This window comes from Gluconobacter sp. Gdi (assembly GCF_014132155.1).
In the GTDB taxonomy this organism is placed as follows: Bacteria; Pseudomonadota; Alphaproteobacteria; order Acetobacterales; family Acetobacteraceae; genus Gluconobacter.
On record NZ_BLJQ01000007.1, the window covers coordinates 42,192 to 57,998 of the forward strand.

Consider the following 15,807-nt stretch of genomic DNA (forward strand, 5'->3'; position numbering starts at 1 on the left):
TTTCATAATCGTAGGCCGGTTCTGATACTTATTCCGGTGGTAGCGTGCGTGGCTGTCCTGTTCTATCGGCATGATACCGACAGTAAAACGCGGCATCCGAACACGCATCAGGGATCAGCACCCCACAAAGGCGGTATTCTCGTCTTAGCGACGGAGCGCGAGCCTCTGTGCCTGGATCCCCATGTGTATGGAGATATGCCGCAGGTCTATATCGCCGAGCAGTATCTTGACCGGCTCGTATCGATGGACGAGCAGGGCACCATTCATCCCTGGCTTGCAACGTCATGGGAAATAGCGGACGGCGGACTAACGTATGTCTTTCATCTCCGGCATGACGTGACCTTCACCGATGGGACAAAGTTCGATGCAGCGGCTGTAAAACGCAATCTGGACCATATGGTGGATCCCGCCACACAGTCAGGTACTGCGGGCGGTTATATCCGCCAATATACCCGGACCGACATTCTCGATCCTTATACGGCAGCGGTTCACCTGTCCTCGCCGTATTCAGCTTTTTTGAATGTTCTGGCTCAAGGCTTTCTGGGTATTGAGTCTCCCGCAGCTTTAGGCCGCCCTCGCGATGTGAACTGTCAGAGCCCCGTGGGGTCTGGCCCGTTCATTATTGCCCACTGGGATCATCAGAGTGAGGTCGTCCTCAGGAGAAACCCAGCTTATGCATGGGCGCCTCCCACAGCGCAGCACCAAGGGCCTGCCTGGCTTGACGGAATTATCTGGCGCTTCGTTGCTGAGCCGTCAGTCCGTTTTGCCATGCTTCAGGCGGGCGAGGTGGGCGTCATTGATAGTGTGCCGCCTGAGGGCGAAACTCCGGCAAAGTCCAACCCGGATGTGTCATTGCTGATGGCCGATCGACCGGGAAATCCTACGAACGGGACCCTGAACACGCTTCGGCCGCCGTTTAATGACATCCGTGTCCGTGAAGCGTTCATTCGATCCGCAGATATTGATGGTGCGTTAGGAAGCATATTTTTCCACCATTATGCGCGCGCTGGAGGCCCTTTGAGCCCCTCCACACCAGATTACAGCCCGGATTTTGAGCATACCAAGGATTATGATCCGAAGTGTGCCAACGAACTTTTGGAGAAAGCTGGCTGGAAAGACCGGGATTCTAAGGGATATCGCCTCCGTGACGGCAAAAGATTAACTGTGCACATCCCGATCTCCACGGTTCTGGCACCCGCCGATCGTACCCTTTGGGAGCAGGTACAAGCCACTGCGCGTCAAACCGGCTTTGATGTCCGGCTGGAGCCCCTAAGCGAGACTGCCAACATCGCGCGGAGTGATGCCTGGGATTACGATGTGCGGATTGGATATTGGAACACGAATACTCCAGATGTCCTTCGCATCGTATTCGGTTCTGCATTCACCAACCATTTTCAGCACGGTATTCACCAGAACGCTTCCGGCTATAGCAGCCCGATCTTCGACGAGGTGGTGGAACAGGCATTGGCCACGCAGGACCCGCAGCAGCGAAAGGCGCTTTACCAGCGAGCGCAAGAGATCATCGCTAAGGCACATCTTCAAATCACGACGTATTCGCAGACCACGCGTCTGGGAGTGTTCAGCAATGTTCATGGTGTACGCATTGAGCCCTCGTTACGCGTCATCAATTTTCATGATGCCTGGATGACACCATGACGAAACGCTTGGCTTCCCAGCGCTTGATCAGCCGGATTGGCTTGAGTCTCGGCATGCTCTTCGCATCTGCAACACTAACATTTCTCGCTGTGCGCATGATGCCCGGTGATCCGGCAACGATCATCCTCGGTGGGGCCATGGCCAACCCTACACCCGGTGCTGTCGCGGCGATCACCAGGGAGTACGGCCTCGATCGTCCTCTTATCGTGCAATATGGTTTCTATATATGGCGGCTCCTCCATGGAGATTTAGGGGCTTCCTTCAGTCAGCACCTGCGTGTTGCGGAGGTTTTGCGCCAGCAGATGCTGCCTACGCTGGCACTCGCATCGTTCTCGCTCTTCCTTGCCTGGGCTCTCGCACTGATTTCAGTATTCTGCACAGTCCGCCGCGGGAGAGTACTCTCGAGCCTTGGAGCCTCTCTCGACATCTCTGCCGCAGCGCTCCCGCCGTTCTGGCTTGGAATTGTGCTGCTCTGGATATTTGCGTTCAGATTGCACCTGCTGCCGCCTGCGGGGAGTTCTTCGCTGGCCTCCCTCATTATGCCAGCACTTTCCCTTGCCATTCCTCTGGGAGGATTTCTGGCTCAGGTCACGCGTGAGTCTTTGGAGATTGCCCTCGATCAACCGTTCATCCTGAGTGCGAGAATGCGAGGTCTAAGCATGGGGCAGGTCTTGCGGCGCCATGCCCTGCGTCACGCGCTTCTTCCCGGTATTGCGCTCTCAGCGTGGGCTCTTGGCGCGCTTCTCGGTGAAACAGCAGTCATTGAAGCCATTTTTTCGCGAAAAGGACTTGGACGCACGCTCGTTTATGCCGTTTCCGCACAGGACATGCCCCTAACAACCGGCATCGTTCTGTTCGTCACAGTTGCATACATACTTGCCAGCCTGATGATCGAACTCATCCACGAACTGGTTGATCCGCGTCTTGCGACATCTCGGGAGCAAAGAGCATCCTTATGATTATAGCCCCGAAAAAGCTCATCGCGTGGAGGCAGCTTCCCATTGCAATCCTTCCCGCATCCGGCTTTCTGGTTTTTCTTCTGGTCTCAGCCATCATTCCAAACGCGATCAGCGCAAATGATCCCTATGCTATTGCACCACGGCACGCTTTCTTATCCCCAGACTGGAACCACCCCTTCGGAACAGACCAGTCTGGTCGCGACATTCTGACGCGCGTTATTCATGGCGCACGGCAGTCACTTCTGGTTGGGGCAGGGGCCGTCGCAATCAGTTTTTCTGGTGGGATCATCCTTGGACTGGCAGGCGGGCTGGGTCCTCAGTGGCTTCAGAAAGGCATCGGCGCCGTTATAGATGTGCTGTTTTCGTTTCCGGCATTGATACTGGCGCTTCTTTTTTCCGCCAGTCTTGGGACAGGGGCAGGACCACTGGCCTTGGCGATCGGGATCGCCGCTACGCCGGGCTACGGCAAGATGGTCTTCAGTCAGGTGCTGTCGGTAAGGCACTCAGGATATGTGGAAGCTGCCTGTGCCCTTGGCCACACGCCATTTTCCATCATTCGACGACATGTTCTACCCAATGCGCTCCGTCCGCTCGTTGTAACCGCAACCATGGGGGTTGGCCAGACGATTGTCTGGGCGGCAGGACTGTCTTTTCTGGGGCTTGGCGCACCACCCCCCACGCCAGAATGGGGAACCATGATGTCCATGGGGCGCGATTTCATTGCTGATGCCTGGTGGCTGACTCTCTTTCCAGGCCTTTTCATCGTGCTGACTGTGCTGTCCACAACAATTTTAGGGCGCTTCCTACAACGTCGCCTCGAAGGCAGACCCTCATGAGGTACATGCTATGATCGGACAGGAACTGACGGTCGAAAAACTCTCCATATCGTTTGAGGGAAAGCAGGTCGTACATGATCTCTCTTTTCAGATAAAACCCGGCACAATTCTGGCCATGGTTGGTGAATCTGGCTCAGGAAAAAGCGTGACCGCGCGCAGTCTTGTTGGGCTGGCGGGTGATCGAGCCCAGATTACAGCACAGAGCTTGCGTCTCGGCGATCTTGATCTCCTGGGCCTGGGTGAGGAGGGCTGGAGCGAACTTCGCGGAAAAGAGATAGGTTTTGTGCTTCAGGACGCGTTGACGTCGCTCGACCCGTTGCGAACTATTGGGCAGGAAATAGAAGAAGCTCTGACGGTTCACGGCCAGTTGCGGGGTTGGCGTCATCGCAGGGCGCGGCGGGAGCGAGTTCTGGAACTGCTCAGAAATAGCGCGGTGTCTGACCCTGAAACGCGCTTGCAGGAGCGCGCGAATGAACTGTCTGGAGGGCTGCGTCAAAGGGCTCTCATTGCCTCTGCGATAGCCCTAAACCCCGGGATCATCATTGTAGATGAGCCAACCACGGCGTTGGACGCCAGCACCGTTTCGCATGTTCTGGAACTATTCCGTGACTTACGGGATGCAGGGCACGGGATTTTACTGATCAGCCATGACATTGAAGCCGTGTCTCAGGTTGCAGACACAATTATCGTGGTCAAAGAAGGCCGACTAATAGAGCAGGGAGAGGCGGCCCAAATTCTAAAGAGCCCCACTCAGGAGTATACGCGTTTGCTACTGAGTTCGATCCCAGGGCAACAGCACAAACCGCAGCGTTCCTCAGTTCAGCAAACGGAAGATGACCCCCCTCTGCTCGTCGTGAAAGACATCCTCAAGCATTACCCTAAGTCACGAGGGTCATCGCGGACCGCGGTAGATCATGTCAGCTTTACCCTTCGGAGAGGGGAAACGCTCGGTATTTTAGGTGAATCTGGTTCTGGGAAGACAACAACTGCAAGAATTGTAACCGGGTTTCTGGCGCCTGATGCAGGGAATGTATGGTTTGATGGAAAAGTTTGGAACGGGATATGTGCTGATACTCACCGGAGCGTAGATGAACGAGAGCGTCGGCCGCATCGGCATGAAATGGGGATTGTCTATCAAGATCCCCTGAGTTCTTTTGATCCACGCTGGACTGTTCAGCGTATTCTTGCTGATGCGCTTGAAGCCAACAACATCCCACAGACGGAGTTTCCGGAACGGATTACGGCACTTCTGGCGCTGGTACGCCTAACACCGGACGTTTCTCGCCGTCACCCTCTCCAGCTTTCGGGGGGGCAACGCCAACGTATTGCCATCGCGCGGGCTATCGCGGGCAAACCTAAATTGATTGTTTGTGACGAGCCTGTTTCAGCGTTGGATGTTTCTGTGCAAGCACAAGTATTGGAATTGTTAAAGGAGCTCCAGGAGCGTCTGAAAATCGCTTATTTATTTATCTCTCATGATCTGGGCGTTATAAAAGAGATGAGCGACAATGTTGTTGTAATGCAGGATGGTAAAATTGTAGACCACGGGGAAACAAATCATATCTTCAAAAATCCCAGTCATGAATTTACAAAAAGCCTTCTCAGATCCAGGGTGATTTAGACCTCGTTGATAAAAGAGCTTTTCACGTTGCAGCGGATGTGGCTCAAAGCTGTTCTTTATAGAGATGTGTGAATGCTTGACCATCTGACGGTTCAGGAACTTCTTCGATCTCGCCGCCGCAAAATTCTGGATCAGATCTTTTTGTCAACGTGCCCGGGAAAGTTTCGATATTAACACGGGACTCAATGTCTAAAGAACAGCATGGATCTTCAGGCCAAGCGCATCAACCTCTGGCTTGTTTTTCTGAAGATTGGTTCTCCAGATATGCTGATAGTCCGGCTGGATCGAAAGGCCACGGAAAACGTGAATATTGTAAGTCGCTTCAAACGTCGTGAGGTGACTCTGCGGATAATCTGCATTTCCGGGCAGAGATAAACCTTGTCGATACCGGATCCATTGTGATGCTACCAGTTGCGAGCTCGCAAATGTTTCTGACCATTCCACACCCATTGTATCCTGCGGACGGCTAGGGATGAGGCCTCTGTCTACAAACCCGGCATAAACCTGATACGTATAGGGGCTGTTGTTGCCCTGACTTTTCGTGAAGCCGGCAATTGCATAAAGGCCGTGCAGCGGACCATTCCCATTACGGATTAACATCTGGTCTGCCTGAAGCCATATCTGTGTTTTTCCGTTGGTCCAACGATAGGGCATGCCCGTTCTGGCTGCTGGCTGTAACGCCGTATCGTAATAGACATCCCTGTAATTCGAAGAATCATACGCAACGCCGAACTTGTAATGGCCCACCAGATTGTTCTTTCCAAAAGACGGTATGAGGCCAATTTCAACGGGAATATAGATGCCGGTATAAAGCTCTGTATCCATCCTGAAACCAGTACGGTCGTATCTGTTGGTATTCAGATATGGATTGACACCATACAGGCCAGCCTGGGTGTAAACCCCATGTAATGGCCAGTAACGCACTCTCGTTCCCCATGTTGATCCTGGATATGTCGCATACCCTGCCGCTCCACGGGTGAGGGACTTTGGAATGCCGCAGTTCGATTTGTTCATGAACGTGCAGAACAAGGGCGAATTAGCAAAGTCGATATTGACCGGCATCTTGCCCAAGGCAATCTGAACCCGGTTCTTGTAAAGGTCCTGCGTTCCATAAACGTATACCAGATGAACGCCGACATTGCCGCCACCACCGTAAATTTCCTGAAAGCCATTAAGGGATCTTTCTCCCATATCAGATGCTAAATTATGGCCCGCGCGGTTGACGAAAACGGCATGGGTTTTGAGGCCTTTCCACCCAATGAGCCTTTCCCAGTCCAGATCCAGTTCCACCCCGATCTGATGCGCATATCCGGCATCACCCCCATGACCGGCATTCAGCGCGATGGCACTTTCGCTCGTGTAATCCACGACGATCCCAACCCCCATTTTATTGAGGCGTTTAACCAGTCTTCCCCACGGAAGGACCATGTTTTCCACGGGGGGTGTAAAAGGCGTATTGGCGTAGGACGTTGGAGTGTCCAGCGCGAAGAGAGGGGCCGTTTCGGAGATCGGACCACGATACTGAGGATGGGCTGGATGGGCGCACAGCCATCCAGCCGAGAGAACACCAAGGGCAATAAGCCTCCGGCGAAAAGACAGGGAATACATCATGGTATTACCTCGGAGCGAAGCATTGTTCTGAGCGGAACAGCGCCTGTCCTTGACCCAATCAGATTGACTGCACAGGCGTCAGGAGAGGCACACCCGCAAAATGAGCACCCAGATTGGCGACAACCAACTGGCCCATCTGAAGGCGTGTTTCCACCGTAGCGCTGGCGCGGTGCGGCTGTAGAACGACGTTTTTCATCTTGAGAAGGGCTTCTGGAACCGTCGGCTCGCTTTCGAACACGTCCAGCGCAGCCTTTCCGAGCTTTCCTTGCTGGAGTAGCTCTACCAAGGCCTGCTCATCCACAACACTGCCTCGGGAAACATTTACGAGCAGACCGCACGGACCGAGGGCTTCCATGACATCACGACTGATGAGATGCCGGGACTGTGCTCCGCCAGAAGCTGCGACGACCAGAATATCGCTCTGTTCAGCGAGCGCTCGCAGGTCAGGAACAAACGGTGCGTCTGGCAACGCCAGGTCACGGCGGGAATAATAGGAAACGGGCATATCAAAACCACGCGCACGCTTGGCAATAGCCTGTCCGACCTGTCCCATGCCGACAATTCCAAGTTTCCGTCCCGTGACCTTATGAGCGAGCGGAAGCTGACCAACGCCCCATTGATGGTTCCGTACGAACTGGTCTCCTGAAACCAGATCGCGCATTGCCGACAGCATGAGCGCCATGGCGAGATCCGCCACATCATCCGTCAGGACGTTCAAGGTTGTAGTTACGCCAATGCCGCGTCGTGCCGCTTCTTTCAGGTCAACGGCATCCGTTCCCACCCCATTGATGGCAATGACTTCAAGGTTCGACAGAGTTCTCATCAGCGCTGCTGGCACACCGGTGCCGCCGCCTGTAGCAATCCCCCGAATGCGCGTGGCAACATTAGAGGGAATGGCTGATCCGTCATAACGATGAACGGTATAAGCCGCATCGAGAAGAGCCTCTATTTCAGGCATCATGGGTTCAACAAGAAGTAGTTCCGGCTTCATGACCGAAAACCTTTCATCAGTTCTTTTCAAGGGAGCGTGACGGAAACTGCCGCTAATGGGCCGATCTGGACTTCTGCGACCGTGCCTGCAGGAACGAATTCAGTTCCAGTCATGGATCCCGTCGTTACGACAGTTCCCGCCTGTATGGGCAAACCTCTCTTGGCAGCATGATTGGCGAGCCAGACGAGAAGGCGCATCGGATCACCAGCAGAATTTCCACCTGTATGATCAATGACCGTTTTACCGTTCAAAATGAGACGGACTGGTTCATCAACGGGTACAAGGCGTTGCCAGTCATCCAGAGGAGTTCCGTAAATCAGAGATCCATGGTTTCCCTGATCCGCAAGATGGGTCAGGCCCGACTGGGATCCGGGTTTGCAGAAGCGGGTATCGAAAATCTCAATCGCTGCGTGTGCGCTGACAATGGCTTTACGGACGTCCTGTTCTGTCCACGGCGTGGAGCGCAGCGGCAGAGACACTCCGAAAACATAAACGATTTCAGCTTCAACACCGTAGAGACGGCATAAACCCACGGGGAGTTTGGTATCTCCCGAGAAAATCGTGTTCTGGTGCAAAGGGGCGCAGAATGGCTCGCTGTCTGGCGTAGGGGCGCCAACTTTCCACCCTTGGATCGATCCAAGAGATGAGATCAGACCACGTGCCACCCGATCCTGTACCGCATATGCGTCTTCTGCATTTTGAGGGGCAGAAGAAGCCGGGATCTGTTGAAGGCAATGGCCATTTTTGCGCGCACCCAGAAGCAGGTCTGCATACTGTGCCAATGCATCCGATAAGGGAGAGAAAACATCAGATTTCATGTTAACCTCAGACATAAATGGAGCATGATGCGTCCGGAAGGTTCGGTTGCATTTCAGGTGGAAATCAAAAAGGAAGGATTAGGAATAGTTCTGGATCAGGGGAGGACTTTTTAGAACACGTCGTCCTGAGACATCAGGTCTCTTCCTCTAGTTTCAGGAATGAAGAACGTTGCCAGCACGGCCAATCCCGCCAGAAAGATCACATAGGTTGCGAGTGGTATCCATGCGAACTTCCCGCTTGCGACACCACCGATATTGAAACGCGCGAACATCGTGATCAGGAACTGCCCGACCATGGGGGAAACACCTCCTGCAATTACGGATGAAAATTCACGCGTAAACGAAACGGCCGTGTAACGGTGCCGCACCCCGAACATCTCAGGCAGGAAGGCGCCTTGTGTACCGAACATTCCCCAGGTTGCGACGCCCAGAGCCAGGGACAGCGCAATCATCGAAAGAACCGGGTTTCCTTGGCTGAAGACATACCAGACAGGAATAGCGGTGACAGCCTGCAAGATGGCAAATGCACGATATACTCGGACACGTCCGTAGCGATCACTTAGCCATCCAGCTCCCGGAATGGTAACGGCACCCACGAATGCAGCGCCGATCAGGGCGAGGGTGCCCCATTTGCTACTCATCCCGACCGTATGCACCAGGTAGCTAATCGACAGCACCTGATAGATGGATGAGCCGCCATTTTCGGCCATGCGTAGGCCAAGACCGGCCGTGATGGGGCGCCACGATGTGGTCAGGACCTGCCGGATGGGCATGACCTCTTCATGCTCTTCCTCTTCCTTCAGCTTTGCGAAAGCTGGGGATTCCTTCAGTTTCAGCCGCATATAGAGAGCAATGACGAGAAGAAATGCACTCCCGAGAAATGGCGCGCGCCAGATCCAGGTCTCTGCAATATTTGGTACACCTGTAAGCATACCAAAATAGATCAAGCCAGCCGCGACCGTTCCCATCTGAATCCCGAGAAAGGGAAGGGCAGCGAAGTATCCACGGCGCTCTCTTGGGGCAGATTCCGTCATCATGACGGCCGCACCGGCCTGTTCAGCACCCGCGCCAAATCCTTGTAAAATGCGCATTAAGACAAGCAAAATAGGGGCTGCAATGCCAATTGTGGCATAAGACGGAATGAGGCCGATGGCAGCACTTGCCAACCCCATGAGCGTTACGGTCAGGAGCAGGACTTTTTTGCGTCCGTGACGGTCCCCCAGTCGACCGAAAAATACGCCGCCAATCGGTCGGACCGCAAACCCAATGAAATAGGTTGCGAAACTTGCAACCAGTCCCATGCCAGGAATGGTGCTTGGGAAGAAAAGGGGCCCGAACACCAGAGCAGAGGCCAGACTGTAGAGCGCGAAATCGTAATATTCCATGGCGCTCCCGACAGAGCATGTCCAGGCAGCACGGCGTAGTTCTTCGGGCGCCATTTCAGGACGCTGTGACAAGGCTTCAGTCATAGCTAGGGGCCGCTCCTGATCAAGGGGAAGAGACGTCGTCATCGTTGTTGCGCTCATGATGGGATGACCTTTATTTCTCGTCCTGTCCGAGCGGATTCTTTGAGGGCCAGTGCAATCCTGAGAGATGCCACCCCATCCTCACCTGTTGCGGCAGGTGTTCCTTTGCCATCGATAGCGGCAAGAAAACGAGCGACGCTGTAGCGGTAAAGATTATGGTGAGTGAGGGACATTGGATGTTCACCCTCTGCGTTCCGCAGAGAAAGACTTCCTACTGGTTTCTGGGACATGCAATCCCGTGCGATAAGAGCTCCCTCGTCCCCATAAAGCTCTACGCCCCCCGGAGCGTAGGGAACAGCGTAAGACCCGTGGATCTGCACGAGGACATCTCCGGGGAAGCGCATGACGGCCATAAGGCCATCTTCAATGCCAGAGACACTTTTCCGTCCGCTCTGCGTCATGGCGAACACCGACAGAGGATCAGCTCCTAGCAAGAAGCGTAGCGTGTCAATGTCATGAATAGTACTATCGAGGATCAGCCCACCCCCGGCATCATTCAAGCGCCATCCATCCATCGCTTTGGCAAGATAATTGGCATGGAAAACGCGAGCGGCGTTTAATTTCCCGATTGTTCCAGTACGCAATTGCTCTCTGAGGGCGATATGTACGGCGGAACACCGCAAATGATGGTTAGTACCAAGAACGACACCCATCTCATGACAGACACGGACAATGTCTTCAGCATCGTTCAGCGATAAAGCTAGTGGTTTCTCGCAGAGAACGTGCTTGCCAGCACGCGCGGCAGCAAGGGCCTGGTCTTTATGGAACTCATTTCGGGAGCTGATATAGACTGCCTGAATTTCCGGATCTTGCAGAATATCCTCAAGCACCGTTGTATTGCAGGGAATACCATTGGCCTGCGCGTAGGTTTTTCCTCTGTCCGCATTCTGACCGAAAACAGTGCAGATTATACTTTCCTTCTGCGAGCGAATGGCATCAATCATCCACTCCTGTGCTACATTACTGGCCCCAATCAGAGCCCATTTCATGGGTGTTGTCATAAGCCCTCCTTGAATTTCATCTATGGCGACGAAACAGAACTTTTAATTAGATCGATCTAAAAGACCGTAGTTCACACAAGGAACGCTAATTTTGAGAGAAAGTCACATAAATAACGTTAGCCAAACGTCACTCTTGTGTGATTATATGATTTTGTATCACGTTTTTTGTGATCGTATCGTCGTTTAGGTGGGGAAAGACATCACCTTAGGTGAGCATTTTCGCCACAACTGTCACGGATGATTAGCTGGGGAGAGAGAATAATATGTTCCCTTGAACGCTCGGGGTTCTCAAGTCGAGCCTGAAGAAGATTCGCAGCGGCTCGACCGATATCGCGGGGACCGGTGGCGATGGTCGTTAAAGCGGGATATGACGCCGATGCTTGAGGCAAATCATCCATCCCGATAACTGCAAACTCTTTACCCACGGCAATACCATGCGCCTGAAGACGGTTCATGACATTTAAGGCCATGATATCATTGTAACAGATAGCTGAGTCGGGAGGATCGGAGGACTTTAGCAGCGTATCAAACACTGCTTCGTCATAGGTGTTTTCTGCTCCACCCGGGACAATCAGGGTTTGGGGGAGGTGATGCAATGCCATCGCACGCATGAATCCTTCACAACGAGCCTGGGCGGCAGAATGAACGTTCATATTGCCAACGAACATGATTCGTCTACGACCAGTCCGAACGAGATGCGTTACTGCTTTCTCAATACCGACAGCGTAATCGGCCGCCACATAGTCACTCTCATCTGAAGAAACTTGCCGGAGAGCCTGCACGAAAGGCAGCTTTAACCGCTCAAGATCGTCAAGAAGCGTCTGGCAACTTCCCACAGCAGGGCAGATGATGACCCCATCAACGTTGTGCTCTCGCAGCCGTTGTAACTGGCGAGCCTGGCGATCAGCTGATTCATTGCTATTGGCGATGAAGCAGACAACGTCATTGGTATCATTGATCTCATCAACTCCCGCTGTCAGCTCACTGAAAAAGGGGTTCGCAATATTGGGAAGGACGAGACCAATTGTATGAGTCCGGTTCTGTCTGAGGTTTGCTGCACCCCGATTGTAAATATACCCAAGACGTTTCATGACCTCCTGAACACGCTCGCGCGTTTCGGTCGCAACCAGAGGACTTTCGCGCAGGACCAACGAGGCTGTCGCTCTGGACACGCCAGCTTCACGAGCAACTGCAAGGAGGCTGACAGGTTGTAAAGAACCAGGTTTTTTCATGAAACCGCAATGACGTTTTGATCAAAGGAATTCTGAGAAGGAAGAGTTCAACGCAGATACAGGTAACGTCTGATCATAGCTACTCCCCGGCTCCAAAGATACTCCTGTAACTTGTGTGAGGCGTAACCACGATCGCAGACGACATAGATCGGTGGGTATGGCAGATTATCGAGTAGGGCGTAGGCACACGGTAATTCGTGCGCCTGTCCGGGCGAAAGCGTAAAGGACAATGCCCTGCCATGTCCGTCTGCAGCTACGCAAACCTGTGTGCCATCGAGAAAAACCGTGCCGAGGGCCTAGTCCCTGTTTTGACCTTTTCAAGAGGCGCTGCCATACACCGAGTTTCGAGCATCAAATGAACAGTTGTGCCGCGATCCACTAGGGACCAAACTCAGGCGGAAGGGCGCGCCATTTCGCGCCGTTCTAATGGCGCCAGAAAATCGCGGATATCGTCCGTCGAAGGTTCTTCGGTGGGATTTTGTCCTTCGGACGGACTTCCTCGATCAAGGTCTCCCAGACGGACTATGGGGTATCAGAAAAGACAGACTGCATCATGCTCATAATAAACAGTTATGCAGCCAAAATTGTCATTCAAAGCCTAACAGGTCTTAGTTTCGGAATTGATCAGAATCAATATTTAATGATGATCATGGTGCGATATTATGAAAATTGATGACAATAGAAGCTCTCTTTTTTGAATGATTGAGAAAAATAAGTATTCAGAAATTTTTAGGATAGCTAATTTTTGTTAGGCTAAGGGTTCATAGCCAGAACATGACAGATGCGTCATGGCAGCGCCAAGACCACGGCCGCCGTGCGAGCAGCACTACAGCGATCGCAGGCTTTGCTCGCGGCGCTGATCGAGGAGCTTGGGATCAACCCTCCAGTTAAATGGTGGAAGCGTCAGACTGTCGAGGACCAGAAGACGGGACCAAAAGAGCCCCGATCAACGGTCCTTTCCGAGACGGACCAAGCGATGATCGTGGCATTTCGCCGGCATACGTTGCTATCGCTGGATGACTATCTTGATGCCCGATAGGCCAGCATTCCCCATCTGACACGCTCGGCCCTGCATCGCTGCTTTCAACGTCAAGAGATATCCCGACTTCCGGATATGGAGGGAGACAAGCCCAAACGACAGCGTTTCAAACGCCATCCTATCGGCTTTTTTCACATCGATATTGCCGAGGTCCAGACTGTTGAAGGCAAGCTGTATCTCTTCGTTGTCATTGACCGGACAAGCACATTCGCTGTCACACATCTGGTCGAGAAAGCCGACCGAAGAACGCCTGGGAATTCCTCGAGCATCTCCTAAGCGTCATTCCTTACCGGGGGCATACCATTCTGACCGATAATGGGATCCAGTTCGCTCACCAACCCCGTAATCGCAATGCGGCCTGGTCGCGTCCCATGCGCTTCGACATGATCTGAAGCGCATGGGATCTAATATCGTCTGATGAAACCAAATCACTCATGGACCAATGGTCAGGTTAAACGGATGAGCTGAACAATCAAAAAGGCAACCGTCAAGCGCTTCCATTACGACAGCCATGAGGAGCTGAGGACACATCTCAGCGACTTCATGGCAGCAATCCACACCATCAAACCACGGGAGTAAACAGTTAGGCAAACGGAGCCATCATTCGGGGCCGCGCGATCTGGATTTTTGCGAAAAGTGCGGCCGGTATCGACCGAGTGCTTGTCCTGATTAAGGCCTTCAAGGCGGTTACGAAAGAGCGCATGCTTTTGCGGCCAACTACTCCCAGGCTCGACATCGCGGTTATCGCGAAAGAGGCAATGCTGTCGTCCGCAACGGTTTAAAAAACGAATGGAGTTTGCTTACGACTTTACAATCCGTTCCACGAAAAGGCGCAATCCAGCTGAAATTACCGCAAGCGAACCGTATGCCGAGATAGAAGTTATTTTCCTCCCAATCGTTCAGTTTTTTTTATTCCATGTTGTGCGTCCCGTAGTTCCAGATTGATCGGCCTGTTTCCTGCAAGTTATTGAGATAAAGAGGTATCATGGAGCGGGGAGATTTGAAGGGGTGTCCTTTTACGAATTTTTGCGGTTGTGAGGCGCCGCGAAAGTGTCCTGGAGGATACGTTTAGAGAACGGGCAATGTCGGTCAGGCCTTCGGTCCCGTCTTCCAGGCGAGATAACGCGATATCCAGATCCTGTTCGGAAAGTAGACGAGGACGGCCCAACGTCTTACCTCGCACGCGTGCTGCGGCAAGGCCAGCTCGGGTTCTTTCAGCAATGATGGATCGTTCGAATTCGGCTAATGCAGCCATCATATGGAACATTAGCCGGCCGCCGGAGGATGCAGTATCAATGTGTTCTGTTATCGAACGAAAATGTATTCCCTTCTTGCTTAACCGTTCCATGAGTTGGACTAACCCAAACAAAGAGCGTCCAAGTCGGTCAAGTCGCCAGACAACCAGGGTGCAGCCTTCATGAAGATGTTGCATTGCTGCGTCCAAACCTGAGCGGGAAAATTTACTACCTGATTCTCCTTGATCGGTGAAAATTCGACTACAACCAGCAGCCCGGAGTGCTTGGATCTGTAGATCCAGTTTTTGCTCTTCTGTAGAAACCCGAGCGTAGCCGATGATCATATAAACCACTCCAAATACATCAAATAAATGACCTTCCAAACTGGATCGTTGGTTGAAGATCTTTGCAATTACCTTCATGAATTTTGAAGGGACGAGGTTGACAAAAACGGTCGATTTGTTCCGGCCTGATTTGAGACAGTTTTCTGCGCAGACGAAGTTAGAAAATCGGCCATTTTCTGGGAATCCCTAATTGAGTTTCGGGTATTTTCGAACCTTTGCCCGAAATGACCATTTTTGGCATCTTGGGAATTTTTGTTGCAAAAAGTTTCTTCACAAGACGGGAGTGGCGGACAAATTGGTCCGTCAGTAAGGGGATCTCTAACAGAAGAACATGATCGTTTGGTGGGTGTTTCAGGGGGAATGTCTTTCCTTTTCAATGGACAGGATTTGACCGATGATGCCCTGACATATGAAGTGGTTGATCGGCACGTGGCAGACGATTTAGTCATCGAATTTGGCCGACTGATTTGTGCAAAAAAAACTGCCTTCCAGAGATGATTGTTAAAAAATGAAAATGATTTTCTCTGAAAAGGCTCAGTCAGTCGAGTGGTGTGTAAGAAGCTTCGACATGGCACGGGCTGAATGTGAAGGCTGGTTCATAGAATACGATTGCGGCACAGGTGGCCGACTACGCGGAAGTGGGGGGAAAAGCGATCTGGATGCGTGGTGGCAGGTCGCTCAAGCGGCCGCTCGTGGGTCTGCATATCATTGTGCAGCTTTAGCAGAGCTTGCTCCTGATGAACGTCTGGCGCTCGAGGTTTATTGTGGTCCAACAGGGACCCCGCTGCTGTGAAGTATCTAAGAAATTGCAATGGTGCTGAATGCGCCCAAATCGCTGAGAGCGTAACGCCATTGCTGCGTCTCTCTTAAAATTGGGTTTTGAAATCCCATCTCCGTCGTTCTTAACTCCCGTATTCTGGTCATATAACAGGTTATTG

13 protein-coding genes and 2 pseudogenes are annotated in these 15,807 nt (G+C 52.5%); 7 read left to right on the plus strand and 8 right to left on the minus strand.

Translation table 11 applies throughout. The features are described from left to right. The first annotated feature begins 48 nt into the window (after positions 1-48). The 4 genes from JN414_RS12385 to JN414_RS12400 are packed head-to-tail and all read left to right on the plus strand — an operon-like array spanning position 49 to position 5,072. Complete coding sequence (locus tag JN414_RS12385; protein ID WP_237390039.1) at positions 49-1,656, plus strand: ABC transporter substrate-binding protein; 1,608 nt, start codon at positions 49-51, stop codon at positions 1,654-1,656. After that, positions 1,653-2,615: an ABC transporter permease gene (locus JN414_RS12390; RefSeq protein ID WP_202208151.1), complete on the plus strand. Its 963-nt coding sequence runs from the start codon at positions 1,653-1,655 to the stop codon at positions 2,613-2,615. Before JN414_RS12385 ends, JN414_RS12390 begins: the two co-directional genes overlap by 4 nt. Then, a complete protein-coding gene (locus tag JN414_RS12395) occupies positions 2,612-3,451 on the plus strand; it encodes an ABC transporter permease (RefSeq protein ID WP_202208152.1) in 840 nt (279 codons plus the stop codon). The genes JN414_RS12390 and JN414_RS12395 overlap by 4 nt, the downstream gene beginning before the upstream one ends. A 10-nt stretch (positions 3,452-3,461) precedes the next feature. Then, entirely contained in the window at positions 3,462-5,072 is a 1,611-nt protein-coding gene (locus JN414_RS12400) for an ABC transporter ATP-binding protein (RefSeq protein ID WP_202208153.1), read from the plus strand. 189 nt (positions 5,073-5,261) lie between these two features. On the opposite strand, the gene JN414_RS12405 is transcribed toward JN414_RS12400, so the two are convergent. The 7 genes and pseudogenes from JN414_RS12405 to JN414_RS17245 form a co-directional block, all read right to left on the minus strand. Further along, complete coding sequence (locus tag JN414_RS12405; protein ID WP_237390041.1) at positions 5,262-6,683, minus strand: carbohydrate porin; 1,422 nt, start codon at positions 6,681-6,683, stop codon at positions 5,262-5,264. A 58-nt stretch (positions 6,684-6,741) separates the two neighbouring features. Continuing rightward, a complete protein-coding gene (locus tag JN414_RS12410) occupies positions 6,742-7,674 on the minus strand; it encodes a 2-hydroxyacid dehydrogenase (RefSeq protein ID WP_202208154.1) in 933 nt (310 codons plus the stop codon). Positions 7,675-7,700: 26 nt separating this feature from the next. After that, entirely contained in the window at positions 7,701-8,492 is a 792-nt protein-coding gene (locus JN414_RS12415; protein WP_202208155.1) for a 2-keto-4-pentenoate hydratase, read from the minus strand. 110 nt (positions 8,493-8,602) lie between these two features. After that, positions 8,603-10,018: an MFS transporter gene (locus JN414_RS12420; RefSeq protein ID WP_202208156.1), complete on the minus strand. Its 1,416-nt coding sequence runs from the start codon at positions 10,016-10,018 to the stop codon at positions 8,603-8,605. Then, on the minus strand, positions 10,015-11,019 hold the full coding sequence (locus JN414_RS12425; RefSeq protein WP_202208157.1) for a Gfo/Idh/MocA family protein: 1,005 nt from the start codon (positions 11,017-11,019) through the stop codon (positions 10,015-10,017). Before JN414_RS12425 ends, JN414_RS12420 begins: the two co-directional genes overlap by 4 nt. A 200-nt stretch (positions 11,020-11,219) precedes the next feature. Then, on the minus strand, positions 11,220-12,251 hold the full coding sequence (locus tag JN414_RS12430) for a LacI family DNA-binding transcriptional regulator (RefSeq protein ID WP_202208158.1): 1,032 nt from the start codon (positions 12,249-12,251) through the stop codon (positions 11,220-11,222). A 47-nt stretch (positions 12,252-12,298) separates the two neighbouring features. After that, positions 12,299-12,511, minus strand: a pseudogene (locus JN414_RS17245) (transposase); the annotation flags it as partial. A 521-nt stretch (positions 12,512-13,032) separates the two neighbouring features. Here JN414_RS17245 and JN414_RS12440 point away from each other — a divergent pair. Continuing rightward, positions 13,033-13,842, plus strand: a pseudogene (locus JN414_RS12440) (DDE-type integrase/transposase/recombinase); the annotation flags it as partial. 412 nt (positions 13,843-14,254) lie between these two features. Here the strand turns inward: JN414_RS12440 and JN414_RS12445 are convergent. Then, on the minus strand, positions 14,255-14,947 hold the full coding sequence (locus tag JN414_RS12445) for a recombinase family protein (RefSeq protein WP_237390042.1): 693 nt from the start codon (positions 14,945-14,947) through the stop codon (positions 14,255-14,257). A 177-nt stretch (positions 14,948-15,124) separates the two neighbouring features. Here JN414_RS12445 and JN414_RS12450 point away from each other — a divergent pair, with 177 nt between their 5' ends. Together JN414_RS12450 and JN414_RS12455 are read left to right on the plus strand one after the other, a co-directional pair. Continuing rightward, positions 15,125-15,367, plus strand: coding sequence for a hypothetical protein (locus JN414_RS12450; RefSeq protein WP_237390043.1), 243 nt, complete (start codon positions 15,125-15,127; stop codon positions 15,365-15,367). A 10-nt stretch (positions 15,368-15,377) separates the two neighbouring features. After that, on the plus strand, positions 15,378-15,662 hold the full coding sequence (locus JN414_RS12455; RefSeq protein WP_237390044.1) for a hypothetical protein: 285 nt from the start codon (positions 15,378-15,380) through the stop codon (positions 15,660-15,662). Positions 15,663-15,807: the final 145 nt, after the last annotated feature.